This window comes from Lysinibacillus zambalensis (assembly GCF_040183165.1).
GTDB lineage: Bacteria > Bacillota > Bacilli > Bacillales_A > Planococcaceae > Lysinibacillus > Lysinibacillus zambalensis.
On record NZ_JBEGDG010000008.1, the window covers coordinates 115893 to 133921 of the forward strand.

Below are 18029 nucleotides of genomic sequence, written 5' to 3' on the forward strand. Positions count from 1 at the left end.
TTCATCCTTTCCCCATTTTTCGACAGTATATGTTTTAAAGCTGTGTTAAATGAAAAAAAGTGCAACAGCAAATGCGCTGTTACACTTTTTTTAACGTGAGTGTACTAATCATTAGTAATGCTAGTATAGGGAATAGGAAAAGATAAAATACCGGGTGGAACGTATTAGATGCGAAATACGTTAAAGTTAAGACTGTACCTGCCGCAGTAATCGGTAGCCCTGTGAAATAGCCGTTTGCTTCTGAAATGTTGAAGCGAGCTAATCTCATCGCACCGCAGACGATATACAATACTGTCATTGTCATACCGACAAAACCAAAGTCGACTAAGACAACTTTATACATTAATAATGCAGGTGCCACACCAAATGATATAATATCACTCATAGAATCTAATTGTTTGCCTAAATCAGACACTTGTCCAAGTGCTCTAGCCACCTTCCCGTCATAGCGATCAAGAAGGGCTGCGATAAAGATAAACAAGACACTGTAGCTATAGTATTCATGTAGTGTAGCCATTATGGCCGCGCCGCCGAAGGACATATTACTGATTGTGATAAAATTTGCTGCTTGCGATTTCATTTTCTTAACCGTGGTATCCACCAACTTGTGATAAAAAAACAAGGGGGATCACTCCTTTGCACTTAAGATATTGTACCATTATACTTCGAATGCGAAAAAATTGACAGTCTAAATTAATCGATAGGGGTTTTGTTTTATGAAAGAAAAACTATATCAACGCTTAATTGAATTAACAAACGGTAAGCAATCTTCCCAGCTTTTGCAATCTATTGCAAAAGCAAAGTGGAGTAAACGTATTATTCCTAGTTACATGAAAGTATACGATATTAAACTTGAAGAGGTTGCGAAAAAACAACAACAATTTTCAAGTTTACATGACTTTTTTACAAGAGAGCTTTTAGAAGATGCACGTACAATTGAACAAAATCCCAGTACTTATGTGAGTCCAGTGGATGCCAAAGTAGAATCATTTGGGCGTATCGAATGGGATATGACATTTCTTGTAAAGGGTAAACCTTATTCATTACAAGATTTACTTGGCAATACAGAACGTGCTTCACAATATGCAGATGGGCATTTTATCGTGTTTTACTTGAGTCCCGCAGATTATCACCGAATTCATAGCCCGATTGATGGAGAGGTGTTACGACAGTATACACTTGGTCAAAAATCCTATCCTGTTAATCAGCTCGGTCTTACATACGGTAAAAAGCCAATATCGCACAATTATCGTTCGGTAACGGAGCTGAAAGTGGCAAATAAACAGCAGATAGCGTTTATTAAAGTTGGCGCTACCTTTGTAAACTCTATTGTGCTCACTAATACAACAACCCAGTGGCATAAGGGTCAAGAAGTCGGATATTTTTCATTTGGCTCAACAGTAGTTATGCTGTTTGAAAAGGATGCAATAGAATTTACGGAAAATGTTGTACAAGGAAGCCCAATTCAAATGGGTGAAGCCTTCGCAAATATGCTATAATGGTCGAATAATACGTTTAGATTAGGGGTCGCTATTTTGTATAATTTTTTATTACCAAATGAATTTGTCACGAGTATTTATGAAATTACACCGGAAAAGCTACAAAACTTAGGTATTAAAGGGATTATTACGGATTTAGATAATACGCTTGTGGAATGGGACCGTGCAGATGCAACGGAAGAGCTTATTATTTGGCTTCGCATTATGAAAGAATCTGGCATTCGTGTTATTATTGCGTCGAATAACAAAGAAGCGCGTGTTAAGCAGTTTGCTGAGCCATTAGGTATTCCTTATATTCATAAGGCAAGAAAGCCACTTCGTAATGCCTTTTATAGCGCCATTATTCAATTGGGGCTACGACCGCAGGAAGTAGTAATGGTAGGAGACCAACTACTAACTGATGTAATGGGCGCAAATCGTCTAGGCTTGCATACGGTACTAGTAAAGCCGGTTGCACAATCAGATGGGCTCGTAACAAAATTCAATCGATTTATTGAACGCCGTGTGTTCAATACTTTAAAACGAAAAGGAATCAGTACTTGGGAGGAAAAAGAATGAACGAAATGCCAAATTGTATTGGCTGTGGTACAACAATTCAAACAGAAGATAAAACAGCAGTTGGGTATGCACCCCCATCATCATTAGAAAAAGACGTGGTCATTTGCCAACGTTGCTTCCGTTTGAAAAATTATAATGAAATTCAACCAGTGTCATTAACAGATGACGACTTTTTACGTATTTTAAACGGTCTTGGAACTCAGCAAGGCTTAATCGTAAAAATTGTTGATATATTCGACTTCAATGGGAGTTGGCTACCGGGACTGCACCGCTTCGTAGGTAAAAATCCTGTGTTATTAATCGCCAATAAAGCTGATTTATTACCGAAATCTGTGAAACCGAAAAAAGTGATTAATTGGCTAAAACGAGAAGCGAAGGCTCTAGGTCTACAACCTATTGATGTACTTTTAGTAAGTGCTCATAAAGGAAAAGGGATGGCTGAAGCGATGGAAGCCATTGATGAGTACCGTAATGGACAAAATGTTTACGTTGTAGGCTGTACAAATGTTGGGAAATCCACGTTCATTAATCGCATTATCAAGCAGGCTACGGGTGAAGGTGAAGTAATTACAACTTCTCATTTCCCAGGTACCACTTTAGATATGATTGAAATTCCACTAGATGATGGTAGCTCATTATATGATACACCAGGAATTATTAATCATCATCAGATGGCACACCATATTGACGCTAGTGAATTAAAATATATTATGCCTAAAAAAGAAATAAAGCCAAAAGTATATCAACAAAATGCAGGACAAACATTATTTATTGGTGCCCTTGCTCGTTTTGACTTTATTCAAGGAGATCGTTCCGCATTTACGGTTCATGTGGCAAATGATTTACCAATTCACCGTACAAAGCTTGAGAAGGCAGATACATTATATGCAGAACATAAGGGTGAGTTGCTTGCACCTCCAACTGCTGAATTTATAGAACAACTACCGCCATTAGTGCGTCATGAGTTCTCAATCAAAGAAGCGAAAACAGATGTTGTATTCTCAGGTCTTGGGTGGATTACTGTGCAGCATGCTGATGTAGTTGTAGCAGCTTATGCACCAAAGGGTGTACAAGTTTCAATTCGCCCATCACTAATTTAAGTTGTACAAGTAGAGAAGAGGGACTAGGAAATGAAGAAATGGTTTGCGGTTATTGGTGATCCGATCGAGCATTCAAAATCCCCAGCGATGCATAATGCTTGGTTCGAGGAACTGTCGATAGATGCGACGTATATTCCAATTCGTGTATCTTCTGAAAGTTTGGAGTCAGCGGTTGCTGGTCTAAAAACATTAGGTGCAAGTGGTTGGAACGTTACAATTCCACATAAAACAGCGATCATTCCTTATTTAGATGAGCTAGATGAGTTGGCAGAAAAAATGGGAGCTGTCAATACGGTTGTCCGTACAAAAGAAGGAAAATTAAAGGGATACAATACAGACGGTGTTGGTTTTGTGCGCTCGCTTGAAGAGGCTGTTGGCAAGTCACATAAAGACAAGCCAGTTCTTCTGATTGGTGCGGGCGGTGCTGCTCGTGGCATTGCTTTTGCTATGCAGCAGCAAGGTTATACGAATTTAACCATTGCCAATCGCACAGTGGCAAACGCAAAGGTAATTGTCGATGAAATGGGTATAGGAAATGCTATTTCTTTAGCAGATGCAGAAGAATCATTAGCTGATTTCGGCATTTTAGTGCAAATGACATCGGCTGGCCTTGCTACGGGCAATTTTTCAATGCCATTTTCATTAGAACAACTTGCAGAAGGCGCAATTGTGGCCGATATTGTGTATAATCCATTAATGACGCCTTTTTTAAAAGCGGCTGATGAAAAAGGAGCAACCGTCGTTACGGGTCTTGGAATGTTTGTTCATCAAGGGGCTATTGCTTTTGAGCATTGGCTTGGTGAATACCCGAATACAAATTCAGTGATTGCCCAACTAAAGGTGCAATTAGGAGGATATTAATTTTTATGTTAACAGGTAAACAAAAACGTTTTTTACGTGCAGAAGCACATCATTTAACACCAATTTTCCAAGTAGGAAAAGGCGGCGTTAATGACGAAATGACAAAGCAAATTCGTGAAGCATTAGAAGTAAGAGAGTTGATTAAGGTACGTATTTTAGATAACTGTGAAGAAGACAAGCATGGAGTGGCAGAAGCACTTGCTAAAGGTGCTCATGCAGAGCTTGTACAATTAATTGGACTAACAGTTGTTTTATATAAAGAGTCACGTAATAATAAAAAGATTGCATTACCAAAAGCAACGAAATAAGGTGAAACGATGAAAAAGGTCGGTTTACTGGGAGGTACATTTAATCCGCCACATATTGGACATTTAATGATGGCTAATGAAGTACTTCATGCTTTAGATCTTGATGAAGTTCGCTTTATGCCCAATGCAATACCACCACATAAGTTTGCACCTCATGATGCTAGTGATGTGGAGCGCCTTGAAATGGTAAGGCGTGCAATAAGTCCATATCCGTATTTTTCTGTGGAGTCGTATGAGGTGGATAAGGGTGGCGTATCCTATTCATATAAGACACTTTCTGCGATGTGTATAAGAGAGCCTAATGTGAAGTTTTACTTTATCATTGGCGGTGACATGATTGATTCACTTCATACATGGTACTGTATTGATGAATTAGTGAAGCTTGTGCAATTTGTAGGAGTAAAGCGTCCAGGAACAGAGGCCACAACAGAGTATCCTATACTAATGGTGGAAGCTCCCCAAATCGATTTATCGTCCACACTGCTTCGTGAACGCCTTGCTACTGGAGGAACGGTTACTTTTTTACTGCCAGAAGCGGTAGAGACGTTCATACGAGAGGAAGGTCTTTATGGAACGCGAACAGTACCTAGCGGCGATTAAGCCACGCATGCCTGAGAAGCGCTATATTCATACCATTGGTGTAATGGAAACTGCCATTGAGCTAGCAAAATTTTATGGTGAGGATGAAAAAAAGGCTGAAATTGCAGCCATCCTTCACGATATTGCGAAATATGCAGATATTGAATGGATGGAGCAAATCGTCCTTGATGAAAAATTAGATGCTCGCCTTATTGGCTGGGGTAGTGAATTACTACATGGTCCAGTAGGTGCTTATATTGCAGAAAGCGAATTTGGCATTGTTGATGAGGATATGTTAAATGCTATTCGTTTTCATACAACAGGACGCGTAGGCATGAGCCGTTTAGAAAAAATTATTTTTGTTGCAGATATGATTGAACCGAATCGTAAATTTGATGGTGTTGATCGTCTGCGAAAAAAAGCAAAGAAAAGTTTGGATAAAGTGATGAGCGCTTGTGTACGCCATACATTGGGATTTTTAATTGACACAAAACAACCAATTTATCCATTATCAATAGAATGTTACAACGATATGATGAAAAGAGAGGACAGTGAAGGATGACTTCAACTTTATTACAATCAGCTTACAAAGCAATTGACGACAAACACGGTGAGGATATTGTCGTTTTAAATATGGAGGGCATTTCACTTTTAGCAGATTACTTTATTATTGCTCATGGTAATTCTGACCGCCAAGTGCAAGCAATCGCACGTGAATTACAAGAGGTAGCAGTAAAAGAGGGCTATGAAATTCGTCGTGTAGAAGGCTTTGATGCAGCACGCTGGATTCTTGTGGATCTTGGAGATGTTGTAGCGCATGTATTCCACAAAGATGAACGTGCTTATTATAATTTAGAACGTCTATGGGGCGATGCACCGCAATTAGACATGCCAGAGGCTTAAGTGTGAGTAGCTACGAACGATTTGCACACGTGTATGACGAGTTGCAAACGGATATCCCTTATGAACGTTATGTAGGATGGGTATTGCAGCATGCACCGAGCACTCAATACCCGAATCTTTTAGATATCGGCTGCGGTACAGGCGTGCTTAGCCTGGCGTTTGCGCAGGCAGGCTACAAGGTGAGTGGGGTTGATTTATCGGAAAGTATGCTCTCCATTGCTGCAGAGCGCTTTGCTGATGCAGGATTACATGTGCCTCTCTATTGTATGTCGATGGATGAATTAGATGGATTTGGGGCGCTTGACGTTGTAACGATTGCTATTGATTCGCTGAATTATGTAATGGACGAAAAAGCAGTTTATTCAACATTAGAACGTATTCATGCTGCTTTACGAGATGAAGGCCAACTGTTTTTTGATGTGCATTCGTTATTTAAAATGAATGATATATTTTTAGACGGTCCGTTTACGTATGACGATGGTGACATTAGCTATGTATGGCATACGGAGCCTGGCGATTTTGAACATTCCGTTGTCCACCAAATGACCTTTTATGTGCGTGATGCTGCAAGTGATTTGTATGAACGCTTTGACGAAGAGCATAATCAGCGCACGTTCTCAATCGATCAGTATATGGCATGGCTTCATGCAATTGGCTTTAAACATGTAGAAGTAACAGCTGATTTTACTGATGAAGGTCCTGAATATGAAAGTGAACGCATTTTTATCCGTGCGGTGAAATAGAAGAACAGCTTGCTGGTAAACTAACTAGCAAGCTGTTTTTTTGCTTTGTGAACAAGTTCTTTACTAAGAAAACAGAATTGTAATATCGATTTTGAAGTGGTGAATAAAGCAGAAAAGAATGTATAATAGCACGAATTATTTCAAGACAATTCGCATATATTATTTACAAAAAGGGGATATTGTAAATAGATAAAATTGTATTTTTGTAAAAAAATATATTGTATGGTGGTGAGAGGTGATGAAAATGAGTATAGCGGTAATCCAAAAAACACAAGAATCCATTGACTTAGCGTTTCAAACTAAAGACGCAGATTTATTAGAAAAAGAAACACAATTCCTTCTATATTCTCTTAGGGATTCTATCCCTGATACATTTTCAGAATCAGTTCGATATATTCAATTAAGAGAAACAAAATTAAAGCCATCTGAAAAATTCATGTCGGACACAATCAAACTATTTTTTGATCAAGTATTAGAACTATTGGATGAAAAAAATCAGAAAAAAAATGAGTTAAGTGCTGTTAAGTTGGCATTTGAAAAATTGTTTTTAGAAACGACAGATTGCGGATATATAGATTATGATTATGATATAGCCGAGTTAGTCTCTACTGAGCAAGCAGCAGAATATTTAGGGGTTTCAAAGCCAACTATTTATAAGTATCTAAATAATGGTCTAGAATATAAAATAATTAACAACGTTAAAAAAATTCCTAGAGTTGCACTTAAATTATGGTCCGATCCAGTTACATCGTTTGAAATGCAATGGATACACGAAGAGAAAAAACGTAGAGCCCAAACACTGGAAGAAAAGTTGGAGGTTATCCAAGGTAGAATAACTGAATATGAAATTGAATATGGCGGAGAGTTTGAATATTTGTATGGAAATAAAAGTGATAGCCTAATTGATGGATTAGATGAGGCTGTAGACGTTTTTGATTGGAAGGGGTATATAGTGCAGAAAAATGCTTTATTAAAGCAAATACAGGCTAAGAAAGGTACAAATGCCTAAATTAACTGATTATGCACCATTATTAACTCGCTTTAATCCAATCTTACGTCAACCTACAGATTTATTAATTGAAGATGATCCTATTAATCCAGACAATACAGTAATCAAAATTACATTACTTTCTTAGTGGTTTTTATGGCGAAACCCAACTTAGGGTTCGTGAGTGGTTTGATAAAAATGACAATAAAATACAATGCTGCTATCATAGAAAAAAATAGAAAGAAGCCTGGTCATATCAGTGCCTGGGAAAATGAGCACCATTTTGTTCCTCACCATATGCTACAAGAGACGCTCAATAGTGATCCACACCATCATCATCATCATCATCATCATGTAACAAGGGATAGGGCACAGTTGCAGGATAATTGGACAATAAGAGATTTAGAGAGTGTGTAACCTTTGTGGAAGAGTTTATTCGTGAAAATAAACCGTACGATAGTAAGATGTTGTAATCAACGTTCTGAAAATCAAGAAAATATTAAGAAGTGGTTTGCGTCTATGCATACAACCGCTTCTTTTAATAATGCTATAACCGAAGGGCTATCAATAAGTTTTGTAATGAAAATCCTGATTACAACAATTGAGTTTGTCACGAAAGGGAACGGAAAACCGCAAAATAATAAGATATAAATCATTTTCGATTCAGAATACCTTGCAGGCTAAATAAACGAAATAATTGTAAGAGTAATTTTTCTAACTACCCAATTAAAGGAGCTGAAATTATGTGGCACTTAACAATGCAAGATAAAAAAGCATATGAAAATGCGATGAGACTATTTATTTACGAATCAGATGAAGAGTGGACAGATTACCTTGCCTATGCAAAGGAAAATGATATTGATCCATATAAGGAAAAGAAGCAAGAGTTAGATGTAATACGCGATAGTTTAATGAACTATTTACCACTGCGATTTCATACATATATTTTAGATAGTACGTTGAATACACCAGATGTTCCTAAACATGTACGAGAAGATTTTTTAGGATGGAGAAATGAACAGGAGCAGCTATTTGAAAATATTCTCGATGCAGCATATGAGGAAAAGCAGAAAACGTTAGTTTATATGAAACCGAAGGAGAGAGAGGTCTTTGAACAAAGCCTTCATGATGCAACAATAGTTAGTATTCAACGTAATGCTACTCAAGTTGAATTAACATTTGATATGGCAGGGGGCTTTACTGCAAAATCAATCATTTCTCTAACGTTTAACAAAATTTTAAGTGAGGTAGGTCAAGTAGAACCAGAGCAGTTTTATATTTATGATGAGCTCAGAAAAACAGCGAATGGAATGGCACTACGTGTTATTTTTGATTGTCCAGAAGTGGAATGGACGATTGAAGCAGCGGAGTTAGACGCTGAATTTTATTATCGCCCAAAAACATATAGTGATTTTGCTGAAAACGGTAATTTTTCTACATACGTTCAAACATTGCAGCTAGAGCATGGTTTAATCTTTATTACACCACAATTAAAAAAACGAGTAATCGGGATTCAGCAACACGCACCGTTTTTAGTTTTAGAAAATAGCAATCTATATGAAAATGATCGAGGCGTTTTTGTAGATACAATATGTGTGGCAGACAAATTAGATGATTGTATTCATTTTTTACATACAGATACATATGAAGACCCGTATGCACATTTTAGTGAGCCAGTACCAATACAGGACTTGGAGGAGGCGGCCCTCGGTACGGATTTAGAGTTAAAGGTTCGCGCATGGAATACAATGTATGCTAATCCAGTACAGCTCGCGGAGAAGATTAATCATATTTTAATGAAGATGAATCCCGCTCAAGAGGATGATATGATGCGAAATGTGTTTATTCGCCATTTTTACAATGAGGGAATCTTAACGACTGAGCTCCAAGCGAAATTTAAAGATATCTTAGCAGAATAACGCTTGTAGAAAGTAATGCTGAAAAGAGGCTGGGACAAAACTGGTCGAAACCTTAAAAAGTGCGAGAAATCAATTTAGAAACGTTGATTTCTCGCGCTTTTTTGATGTGAAAATTTTTATACGCAAATTATTAGTGCGGTCAGATAGTGTTGCATGAAGGTAGATCTCGATATTTTTCGAAAGTTGGTAGATAAATTAAAAAAGTTGGTCGATAAATCGATAAAGTTGGTCGATAAACAATCAAAAGTTCTCGATAAATCTCAAAACTGCAGCTCAAAATTTATGACCATAAAAATAAAAGTGACGGATAGAATGTCAGAAAAAGAGTTCTTCACCAAAATGTTTGAGAAAGCAACACATTGTGTTCACCTCCACATGATGAGTGGTGATCTTACTAAAGTCTAGGGTCGACAGGATCACTTTCGAGTGCTAGTGTCCCGAGTACACATTCATGAATACGGGCAGTCGATTCACCTTTAACAAAACGTTCTATTCCTTCTAGTCCGAGTGCGAATTCACGCAATGCATGCTTCATTTTTTTACTTGGATTACGTTCCTTCAGTTTCGTTAAATGGGAAGGCTCTAAATAGTCCATACCATAAATAATTCGTAAATACTCACGACCACGTACTTTAATTGCGGGCTGAATGAGCTTGCCATTATATTTTGTGACAAATATTTCAGGTTTAATAACAATGCCTTCATGACCAGCAGCAGTCATTTCCTCCCACCAAGTAATGATCTCCTGTTCAGAAGCTTCATCCGTAAGGACTTTAAACTCTGTTTCAATAAATAGTGTTGAATTTTTGGCAAATAGTCGATTCATTTCCATATGCCATATATGCGGTTTATGGAAAAACGTTTCCGAACTATGAGCTAATACATGGAAGGGTGCAATTTGAATAGATGAAGCATCCTGGACATCCCAACAATAATTTTGGTGAACAGTTGAAAAACGTTGTGCATTTTCAAGTAACCCCTTATACTCCTGAAGCCATTCTGAAACATCGATTTGTACGGTGTCACGTAGTTTCTCTAAAAGCTTTGTGCGGTCCATTAGTGCTTGCTCAGCTACATGTGCATACTGTTGATCGATTAGTTGTTGCGCTTTTAAGTTCCAAGGTAAAATTTCTGCATCGAGTAGTACGAAATTTGTATTAAACTGTTCGAAATAATTTTTCTCTATTAATTCTGTATGAAGTTGTTGCAAAATTTTTTGTTCTGTCTCTTTATCGAAAAAACGCCTTCCAGCTCTAGTTGTAATTATACCAAGTGTTTCTGTATCAACATATTCCTTTGCAATAAGCGCATCTTTAAACAGTAAAAGAACAGCGCGACTGCCCATATGTTTTTTCTCGGCAATCATTGTCTGGACACCGTGCTTTTTATAATAGGCAAATGCCTCAGAAGGGTGTTCTAACGTATCTGCTAATGCAGATGTTTGTGGCGTTGGGCTCATCGTTGGTGGAATATAAACTAGCTGTTCTAACGGCAGTGCATGATGAGAAACACTGTCAATCGCTGCCTTTGCATGAGCACCACCTATTTGTACATTGTTAAAGTAGGCAGTTTCCACTGTGAAACCTTCTAAAAATGCTCCTATGTTTGGTGGTGCAAAACGTTGAGCTTTTGCCTCAAGTAGGGGATTTCGTTCGATACCGGCATAGTTTTTATACGCCTTCACAAACTCAATTGTCTTTTCAGGGTAGCGAAAAGCAGTTAGCTGCCCCCCAAAAACAACTCCTTGATCAATATTCAACGTATTATTTTGCTTTAAAGGCTGAGTTTTAGGATCATGCCCCCAAATAATAAGCTGTGAAGTTTGATGCTCTATAAACCAATCATTACGAATAGGTTTTCCAGATTTATCTTGCCCCTGAACATCACCGTAACGACAAAAATCAGAAATTCTTGTTGATTGTTTGCCTATATAACGGTCACGGATACCTGCGTGTGTAACTACAGCTGAAGAAATGCCATTATTCACTAACAAATAGTGAGAGGGCGCAGCAAGTAAACATTTTGCGAGACGAGCTTTTAAGGCATTTGTTTTCTCCGCTCCGTAATCTTCTTCATAAACGTTAAATTCAGCTTCAACAAGCTCATCCCCATGATTTAATGTTACTTTGCGTCCATCTAACCAACGAGCGATTTTCCAGCCATGATTACTGTCAGTCATATAGGCAAGCCCACGCTCAATATGGCGATCGAAAAAGTCCATCGTTGCGATTGATTTTGGTCCTCGGCTCATAATATCTCCAACTGAAACAAAGCGTCGACCTTGTGGATGAATATAGTAACCTTCCTCATTTTCTTCGTAGCCTAGCTTACTAAGTAATTCGATAAATTCATCAAAGCAGGCATGAATATCACCAATAATATCAAGCCCAGACTCTACATTTAACAGTAGCGTCGACTTTTGTCTTGATAATGTTAGTCCATCCGTCTCTGTTACAAAATAGGTTTTAGTAAACGACTCTTTTTTAATAAATCGTTTTTCTGATTTTAATAAGCGTGCCTGCTGTTTAATACGTTTACTACCTCTTGGGTCTTTGCGCAAAGAATCTCGATGTAACAATTTATCAAGAGGAATGTCCAATACAATTGCACTAACAGGGACATGTAGTTTTTTTCCAAGCGAAATATATTTTTGACGTTCCTCTGATTGTAAATGTGTAGCATCAACAAAGGTACATTTATTTAATGAGCTTCTAGCCTCTATTACGCGCTCCATAACTGCAAAGGCTTGTGCTGAAATAGCGAAATATTCATCATATAATAAATCTGCTGCTTCCTTCGAATGATGTTGGAAATCGATATAATCCGTATCGGAAACAAGTGTCCGATATGCATCAGAGCTAATAATTTCAGAAGGAGAAAGCATACCTGTATTAACCCATTGTTGTAAAAGAGTAGATTTTCCACTATTGGATGGACCAATTAGCAGAACAATCCCCGCATGTGGAATCTTGATGTTCATACATTCTCCTCCTTTTTCGTATAAATGCACATTTGGGTAGGTTGTCCGTATATTTCATGTTGATCGCCGATGCCAGTAAATGAAAGCGCATATTGTTCATTGCGATTCATCGCATGACACCACTCTTGAAATTGTTGGCGTGTCCATTCAAATCGGTGATCAACATGACGCATTTCATCTAATTTGTAAACAGCATTGTATTCAGCATTTGGTGTTGTCACTATTAATGTTAGAGGACTATATTGAGTTAAAAGCAACTTCATTATTTTAGGTAAGCGTTCCTCATTAATATGTTCAATGACTTCACATAAAACAATGACGTCTTTATGTTCTAATCGTGCATCGTAATAAAATAGCGAGCCCCATGTAGGTTTGGGGTTACAAATGCATCCTCTAAGCCTTCAAAACGCCTTATTGCTTTTTTCATTGCAGCTTCACTTGGTTCAACCGCAAGCAACTCATCAATTCCTTTAACATAGGCAAGTAAACTTGAAAGCTTTCCTTCACCAGAACCAAAGTCCACGATTGATGCTTTGCGAGGTAAATTTTCAATGGTTTCAACAATTTTTTCGTAGCGTAATGTATTGAGTGACCGCGTTACATTTTGTAGTGATGTGTTACCATCATATAAATGAGAGAAGCGTAGGGCTTTTTTATAAATATACTCCTTCATAGGATGTGTATCTAACCAGCCTTCTCCGTATCGTTTAAGCTTATCCACTTCCAACTCATCGATAAAGTAGTGCTTATAATCATCTAAAACTGGAATTAGTACAAAAAGATGCTGTAGTGCACGTTGTAGCGTAATGTCCGCACATAATGTGAGAAAACGCGCACGATGATGATTATTCAGAGCCTCGATGTTTACAGTGTAGCCAAGAGGCTGAAACAATCCAACTATCTCTTCATTTGTCATAGCTGAAGCGATTGGACCGAATTCAAATGAAAATGAAAATGGTTGAGCTACCCATTCAATATATTGTTCTTTTGGTCTACCATTTAACTTATTTCAGCGGATGTTCAAACATCCGCTGAAATAAGTTAAGCCTCCGGCGGATGTCACAGAATCGGAAAGGAGTTCTTTGTGCAAGCACAAAGCCGAATCCAGACACAATTATGCCGAGGCATAATTGATTGCAGTAACTAAAGTAGAACGGATAAGGGATAAAAAAATACTACTAGCGGCGAATTCACGGTCATTAATATAATGTGTAATATCAAGTGCATTGTCATTTTGAATAAGTGCGAGTGCATTTGGTGTAATAAATATTGTCACAACAAGGCTTGTTTCAGAAAGCTCGTGATAGACAAGGCGAACAAAATGATCCTTTACACGCCGTTCATATATATTATTCGGATTTTTTGATAGTAAGTAGGAGATCGCTTTCACATTTTCTCCCTTTGCCTGTATTGTTAGCTGCATATTCTTCCTCCATTCAGTACGCAAAGGCATTATGTATCTTCTTTATTATATTCATCACCAAAAATTGTGGGTGACATTTGTTAAAATGTATGCCATGTATATAGTTGGACCAGGGAAGTGCTCAGTCGGAACGGAAATCAATGCTACATTTCGGTGATGGACTATTATTCAAAGCATAACATAATTTTACATCGTTATGTCAGTATCATAATAAGCAAAGGTCGGGGATGCCTTCCTTTTCTCTTAATATTTAATTTATCTTTTCAACGCATGAATGATATTGTAAGATGAAATAGACTCCATATGATTACCTTTTGCAAAGGAAAGGATGTTATAGATGATCCAATCTTTTTGGCAAAAGTATAAAAAAAGTATGTTGATCCCCGGCATACTTGTTATTAGTGGACTTAGTTACTTCTTTTTTTCGAGTTCTGACTCTTCACCTCCCCAAGAAGAGCTCATCGAAACAATCCAACCTATTGAACAACATGTAATAAAAGAATCTGTTGATGAAGCGGTCATACAGCAGGTATTTGTTGATATAAAGGGTGCTGTTAAGTATCCTGGTGTCTATGAGTTACAGCCTGATAAACGCATTATAGACGCCGTACAGCTTGCAGGTGGCTATACCCAGGACGCTGATACGCAACTTATTAATCATGCGCAAAAAGTTGAGGATGAGATGGTTATTTATATTCCTCAAAAGGGTGAAAAGCTAGACGAAATCACCTCCTCTATTTTGAAGATGCCTACTAGCGGAACTTCACAAGGCGACAACGGTATGAAAGATCAAAAGGTCAATTTAAATAAAGCAGATGAAGCAATGCTTACGACATTATCAGGTATTGGTCCATCAAAGGCGCAAAGCATTATTTCGTACCGTGAGGAAAATGGTGGCTTTAAAACAATTGAAGATTTAAAAAAAGTGAGCGGTATTGGCGACAAAACATTTGAGAAGCTAAAGGATTTTATTACAGTTAAGTAATGGTAGCAGGCGTGTTGATTGAGAAAAACAGGTTTATTATTGAGCGATAAAATGATTTTTTTGTTGCTATTTTGCTAATATATGCCCATTTTTAAATGAATGTAGGGTAGGGCTACTCGACTCCCGCAGGAAAGCGAGTAGCCCGCAGCGGAAATCAGTGCCTTCTAATTAATTAGAGTGGATAAAAATGGTTAATCAACATACCTGTAATGGCAGTAAGTTTTGAGATATTGACGACTCTTTTCAAAAAGGGCTACACTATAGTAGAAAAGGACTGTTGCAATAAAAGCACAGCGTAAATAATCAATATAAGTAAATTTTCGGAGGTAGTCATATGGAGCGAATTACTTGGGATCAATTTTTCATGGCGCAAAGCCATTTACTCGCATTACGTAGTACATGTACAAGGCTTGCAGTAGGAGCAACTGTCGTTAGAGATAAGCGAATTATTGCAGGTGGCTATAATGGTTCAATTACAGGTGATGAACATTGTATAGAAAATGGTTGCTATGTAGTTGATAACCATTGTGTGCGCACAGTGCATGCTGAAATGAATGCACTACTACAATGTGCTAAATATGGGACGCCTACAAAAGGTGCAGACTTATATGTTACACATTTCCCATGTCTACCATGTACGAAATCTATTATTCAAGCAGGTATTGAACGTGTGTATTACGCTACGGATTATAAAAATAACCCTTATGCACAAGAGTTATTTGAAAAAGCAGGTGTAGAGGTAGTACACGTTCCGTTTGATGAACGTAAAATCGACTTCTTAAGCGACGAAAAATTAGCCTTGTACATAGACATGCTAAATGAACTTCGTGAGAGTGGTATGCCAGCAGAAAAATTGCTTCCATATGAACAGAAGGTGAGTTCATTATTTGGCAAAAAGCTTTAAAGCATAAATGGATTTACGTAGCACTAGCTGTACTTGTTGCTTCAATAGCGGCACACAAGTCAGCTTGGCTACTTGCCGTTCTTCTACTTTTCACATTCTGGCTTAAATGGAAAGGTGAAATACGTTTAATTTCAGCGCTTGTGATTGTCTTTGGATTTCTTTCCTATTTCTTCATCGTTACATTTCAACTGACGGATTCTTCCCCTCTACCGTCAACATTCCCAATAACTTGGTCGAGTGAATATAAAATAAATGGTCAAAAGCTCAGAGGCTTTGTAAAAACTGAAACAGATGAGAAGCTGTATGTCGTCTATACTTTTTCGTCAGAAGAAGAGAAAAGCTTTTATGAAACTATGTCATTGACAGGTAGGACCTATTTAGTTCAAGGAGAACTAATAGCACCCCTTCCACCCGCACATGCGTATGCGTTTTCTATGGAAAAATATTTAATCAGTAAAGGTGCTAGGGGAATATATGAAGTTTCAACCTGGACCTTTATAGAAGAGAAAAAAACCATTCGTTCGTTTCTTGCTAAACAGAGACACTATATGAAAAAACATATTGAAAAAACATTCCCGAAGTCGCTAGTTGCAGAAGCACAAGCACTTCTAATAGGATTGCAGGATCAAGTCGACCATGATCTTCAAAGAGCCTATCAAAAACTAGGCATCACACATATATTTGCTATCTCTGGTTTACATGTGGCGTTTGTCTCATGGTTGTTTTTTGAAGGTCTTCTACGTATAGGCGTAAGGAAGGAAATAGCGACCCTAGTGTTACTCATCATCTTACCTATATATGGTGTGATAGCTGGTGGTGCTCCTTCCGTATGGCGTGCAGTATCTGTCGTAGAATTAATCATGTTAATGCGGTACTTTAGGTGGCATGTATTTATTGATGATGCACTAGCCATTAGCTTTATTTGTTTTGTTCTTCTTGAGCCAGGTGTCATTTATCAGATTGGCTTTCAATTGTCATATTTAGCAGCGGTAAGTCTCGTCTATTCAGCTGTCATTTTTAGACGTTTTGCGAACTGGTTAATCCGCTCATTTTTCATTACATTCGTGTGCCAGCTTCTTGTTTATCCATTATTGCTCCATCATTTTTATGAAATTTCTATTTCTTCATTTTTAGCAAATATTATTTTCGTACCACTGTTTTCCTTTGTTATTCTGCCTTTTAATATGACTTTGTTTGTTATATCCATACTATCAAAGCCAGTAGCAAAAGCTTTATTTGATATGTACGAGCCGCTCCGTATTTGGCTTGCGAAGTTTATTTTATATCTTCAGGATTTGCCGTTTCAGCTGTGGTCGCCAGGGAAGCCTGTGATATGGCTTATTTGCGTGGCGTTAATAAGTGTATTAGCTGGCCTCTATTTTATCGAGATAAAACAGTATGGTAAATTTGCAGTTGTGATCTTTATTCCTGCATTATGTATTCACTTTTTACCGATGCTGTTTAGCGAAACTAAACTGACATTTTTAAATGTTGGTCAAGGTGATTGTACAGTTATTGAATTACCGTTTAGAAGGGCTGTGTATGTCATTGATTCAGGAGGCTTACTACGCTTTGAGCAGCAGGATATATGGAAGACGTCAGAAAGTCCATATGAGGTCGGGAGACAAGTTGTTGTACCGTTTTTGAAAGGAAAAGGGATACGAAACATTGATATTTTTATCGTCACTCATGCGGATGCCGATCACGTAGAGGGCGCTGAAGAGATTTTGCAAGAGATTAACATGCATGAAATTCACCTCACTCCAGGTTCAATGGACAAGCCAGTAATGCGGGATTTACTGATGGAAGCCAAAAAGAAAAAAGTTCCTGTGAAAGAAAAAATGAAGGGAACAGCGTGGCGCATAGGAAACACTAGTTTTCATTATTTATGGCCCCGTGACACTCTTTATGAGGGCAATGACGATTCAATCGTTTTATATATGCAACTGGGCTTATTTCGAGCATTGTTAACAGGTGACTTAGAGGAGCATGGCGAACAAGAGCTTCTTCATCTTTACAACAAGAAGTTAGCGAATATGACATTGTTGAAGGCCGGGCATCATGGTAGTAAAACATCAAGTATTGAGCCGTTTGTAGAGCTGTTACGGCCTGAACTAACCATTTTCAGCGCTGGGCTCAATAATCGCTACCGTCATCCACATAAAGAGATTGTGGAGCGTTTTACAAGCCGACATTTATCTACATTAACAACTGGAATAGATGGGACGATTGAAGTAAGAATTCGTAAAAATAGTTGGTCTGTGCAATAGGAAAAAGAC

General features: G+C 37.9%; 19 protein-coding genes and 1 pseudogene. 16 read left to right on the plus strand and 4 right to left on the minus strand.

The genetic code is table 11. From position 1 onward, the window contains the following. Nucleotides 1–79: 79 nt before the first annotated feature. Entirely contained in the window at nt 80–580 is a 501-nt protein-coding gene (gene pssA / locus ABNX05_RS12610; protein ID WP_386827752.1) for a CDP-diacylglycerol--serine O-phosphatidyltransferase, read from the minus strand. A gap of 136 nt (nt 581–716) precedes the next feature. On the opposite strand from pssA, the gene ABNX05_RS12615 reads away from it, so the two are divergent. The 13 genes from ABNX05_RS12615 (at nt 717) to ABNX05_RS12675 (ending at nt 9458) form a co-directional block, all read left to right on the plus strand. Continuing rightward, a complete protein-coding gene (locus ABNX05_RS12615) occupies nt 717–1499 on the plus strand; it encodes a phosphatidylserine decarboxylase (protein WP_349660067.1) in 783 nt (260 codons plus the stop codon). A gap of 36 nt (nt 1500–1535) precedes the next feature. Further along, nucleotides 1536–2057: a YqeG family HAD IIIA-type phosphatase gene (locus ABNX05_RS12620; RefSeq protein WP_349660068.1), complete on the plus strand. Its 522-nt coding sequence runs from the start codon at nt 1536–1538 to the stop codon at nt 2055–2057. Continuing rightward, nucleotides 2054–3157 (plus strand): ribosome biogenesis GTPase YqeH, encoded by a 1104-nt coding sequence (gene yqeH / locus ABNX05_RS12625; RefSeq protein WP_349660069.1) that lies wholly within the window; start codon nt 2054–2056, stop codon nt 3155–3157. Before ABNX05_RS12620 ends, yqeH begins: the two co-directional genes overlap by 4 nt. 30 nt (nt 3158–3187) lie before the next feature. Next, entirely contained in the window at nt 3188–4018 is an 831-nt protein-coding gene (gene aroE, locus ABNX05_RS12630) for a shikimate dehydrogenase (protein WP_349660070.1), read from the plus strand. Nucleotides 4019–4023: 5 nt separating this feature from the next. After that, nucleotides 4024–4326 carry a ribosome assembly RNA-binding protein YhbY gene (yhbY, locus tag ABNX05_RS12635; RefSeq protein WP_349660071.1) on the plus strand — a complete coding sequence of 101 codons (303 nt, stop codon included), beginning with the start codon at nt 4024–4026 and terminating at the stop codon, nt 4324–4326. Nucleotides 4327–4335: 9 nt separating this feature from the next. Continuing rightward, nucleotides 4336–4926, plus strand: a complete 591-nt coding sequence (locus tag ABNX05_RS12640) for a nicotinate-nucleotide adenylyltransferase (protein ID WP_349660072.1) — start codon at nt 4336–4338, stop codon at nt 4924–4926. Then, complete coding sequence (gene yqeK / locus ABNX05_RS12645; protein WP_349660073.1) at nt 4895–5467, plus strand: bis(5'-nucleosyl)-tetraphosphatase (symmetrical) YqeK; 573 nt, start codon at nt 4895–4897, stop codon at nt 5465–5467. The genes ABNX05_RS12640 and yqeK overlap by 32 nt, the downstream gene beginning before the upstream one ends. After that, nucleotides 5464–5808 (plus strand): ribosome silencing factor, encoded by a 345-nt coding sequence (gene rsfS / locus ABNX05_RS12650; protein WP_349660074.1) that lies wholly within the window; start codon nt 5464–5466, stop codon nt 5806–5808. The genes yqeK and rsfS overlap by 4 nt, the downstream gene beginning before the upstream one ends. Nucleotides 5809–5810: 2 nt before the next feature. After that, on the plus strand, nt 5811–6551 hold the full coding sequence (locus tag ABNX05_RS12655) for a class I SAM-dependent DNA methyltransferase (RefSeq protein WP_349660075.1): 741 nt from the start codon (nt 5811–5813) through the stop codon (nt 6549–6551). A 244-nt stretch (nt 6552–6795) separates the two neighbouring features. After that, nucleotides 6796–7560: a helix-turn-helix domain-containing protein gene (locus ABNX05_RS12660; protein ID WP_349660076.1), complete on the plus strand. Its 765-nt coding sequence runs from the start codon at nt 6796–6798 to the stop codon at nt 7558–7560. Then, nucleotides 7553–7687 (plus strand): hypothetical protein, encoded by a 135-nt coding sequence (locus tag ABNX05_RS12665; protein WP_349660077.1) that lies wholly within the window; start codon nt 7553–7555, stop codon nt 7685–7687. The genes ABNX05_RS12660 and ABNX05_RS12665 overlap by 8 nt, the downstream gene beginning before the upstream one ends. A 50-nt stretch (nt 7688–7737) precedes the next feature. Then, on the plus strand, nt 7738–7956 hold the full coding sequence (locus ABNX05_RS12670; protein ID WP_349660078.1) for a hypothetical protein: 219 nt from the start codon (nt 7738–7740) through the stop codon (nt 7954–7956). Between the two features lie 326 nt (nt 7957–8282). After that, complete coding sequence (locus tag ABNX05_RS12675; RefSeq protein ID WP_349660079.1) at nt 8283–9458, plus strand: DUF4085 family protein; 1176 nt, start codon at nt 8283–8285, stop codon at nt 9456–9458. Nucleotides 9459–9852: 394 nt separating this feature from the next. Here ABNX05_RS12675 and ABNX05_RS12680 read toward each other — a convergent pair whose 3' ends face one another. The 3 genes and pseudogenes from ABNX05_RS12680 to ABNX05_RS26385 all read right to left on the minus strand — a co-directional run bounded on the left by ABNX05_RS12680 (nt 9853) and on the right by ABNX05_RS26385 (nt 13891). After that, on the minus strand, nt 9853–12438 hold the full coding sequence (locus ABNX05_RS12680; RefSeq protein WP_349660080.1) for a polynucleotide kinase-phosphatase: 2586 nt from the start codon (nt 12436–12438) through the stop codon (nt 9853–9855). Further along, a complete protein-coding gene (locus ABNX05_RS12685; protein ID WP_349660081.1) occupies nt 12435–12701 on the minus strand; it encodes a hypothetical protein in 267 nt (88 codons plus the stop codon). Before ABNX05_RS12685 ends, ABNX05_RS12680 begins: the two co-directional genes overlap by 4 nt. Before the next feature lie 68 nt (nt 12702–12769). Continuing rightward, nucleotides 12770–13891 (minus strand): annotated as a pseudogene (locus ABNX05_RS26385) (3' terminal RNA ribose 2'-O-methyltransferase Hen1). A 307-nt stretch (nt 13892–14198) separates the two neighbouring features. On the opposite strand from ABNX05_RS26385, the gene ABNX05_RS12700 reads away from it, so the two are divergent. The 3 genes from ABNX05_RS12700 to ABNX05_RS12710 all read left to right on the plus strand — a co-directional run bounded on the left by ABNX05_RS12700 (nt 14199) and on the right by ABNX05_RS12710 (nt 18020). Next, nucleotides 14199–14846, plus strand: coding sequence for a helix-hairpin-helix domain-containing protein (locus ABNX05_RS12700; RefSeq protein ID WP_349660083.1), 648 nt, complete (start codon nt 14199–14201; stop codon nt 14844–14846). 334 nt (nt 14847–15180) lie between these two features. Beyond that, nucleotides 15181–15750, plus strand: coding sequence for a ComE operon protein 2 (locus tag ABNX05_RS12705; protein ID WP_349660084.1), 570 nt, complete (start codon nt 15181–15183; stop codon nt 15748–15750). A gap of 140 nt (nt 15751–15890) precedes the next feature. After that, nucleotides 15891–18020: a DNA internalization-related competence protein ComEC/Rec2 gene (locus ABNX05_RS12710; RefSeq protein WP_349660085.1), complete on the plus strand. Its 2130-nt coding sequence runs from the start codon at nt 15891–15893 to the stop codon at nt 18018–18020. The last annotated feature ends 9 nt before the right edge of the window (nt 18021–18029 follow it).

Coding starts and splice junctions, on each gene's coding strand:
- pssA (WP_386827752.1), bottom strand. CDS start 580: ATGAAATCGCAAGCAGCAAATTTTATCACAATCAGTAATATGTCCTTC.
- ABNX05_RS12615 (WP_349660067.1), top strand. CDS start 717: ATGAAAGAAAAACTATATCAACGCTTAATTGAATTAACAAACGGTAAG.
- yqeH (WP_349660069.1), top strand. CDS start 2,054: ATGAACGAAATGCCAAATTGTATTGGCTGTGGTACAACAATTCAAACA.
- aroE (WP_349660070.1), top strand. CDS start 3,188: ATGAAGAAATGGTTTGCGGTTATTGGTGATCCGATCGAGCATTCAAAA.
- yhbY (WP_349660071.1), top strand. CDS start 4,024: ATGTTAACAGGTAAACAAAAACGTTTTTTACGTGCAGAAGCACATCAT.
- ABNX05_RS12640 (WP_349660072.1), top strand. CDS start 4,336: ATGAAAAAGGTCGGTTTACTGGGAGGTACATTTAATCCGCCACATATT.
- yqeK (WP_349660073.1), top strand. CDS start 4,895: ATGGAACGCGAACAGTACCTAGCGGCGATTAAGCCACGCATGCCTGAG.
- rsfS (WP_349660074.1), top strand. CDS start 5,464: ATGACTTCAACTTTATTACAATCAGCTTACAAAGCAATTGACGACAAA.
- ABNX05_RS12660 (WP_349660076.1), top strand. CDS start 6,796: ATGAGTATAGCGGTAATCCAAAAAACACAAGAATCCATTGACTTAGCG.
- ABNX05_RS12665 (WP_349660077.1), top strand. CDS start 7,553: ATGCCTAAATTAACTGATTATGCACCATTATTAACTCGCTTTAATCCA.
- ABNX05_RS12670 (WP_349660078.1), top strand. CDS start 7,738: ATGACAATAAAATACAATGCTGCTATCATAGAAAAAAATAGAAAGAAG.
- ABNX05_RS12675 (WP_349660079.1), top strand. CDS start 8,283: ATGTGGCACTTAACAATGCAAGATAAAAAAGCATATGAAAATGCGATG.
- ABNX05_RS12680 (WP_349660080.1), bottom strand. CDS start 12,438: ATGAACATCAAGATTCCACATGCGGGGATTGTTCTGCTAATTGGTCCA.
- ABNX05_RS12685 (WP_349660081.1), bottom strand. CDS start 12,701: ATGAAGTTGCTTTTAACTCAATATAGTCCTCTAACATTAATAGTGACA.
- ABNX05_RS12700 (WP_349660083.1), top strand. CDS start 14,199: ATGATCCAATCTTTTTGGCAAAAGTATAAAAAAAGTATGTTGATCCCC.
- ABNX05_RS12705 (WP_349660084.1), top strand. CDS start 15,181: ATGGAGCGAATTACTTGGGATCAATTTTTCATGGCGCAAAGCCATTTA.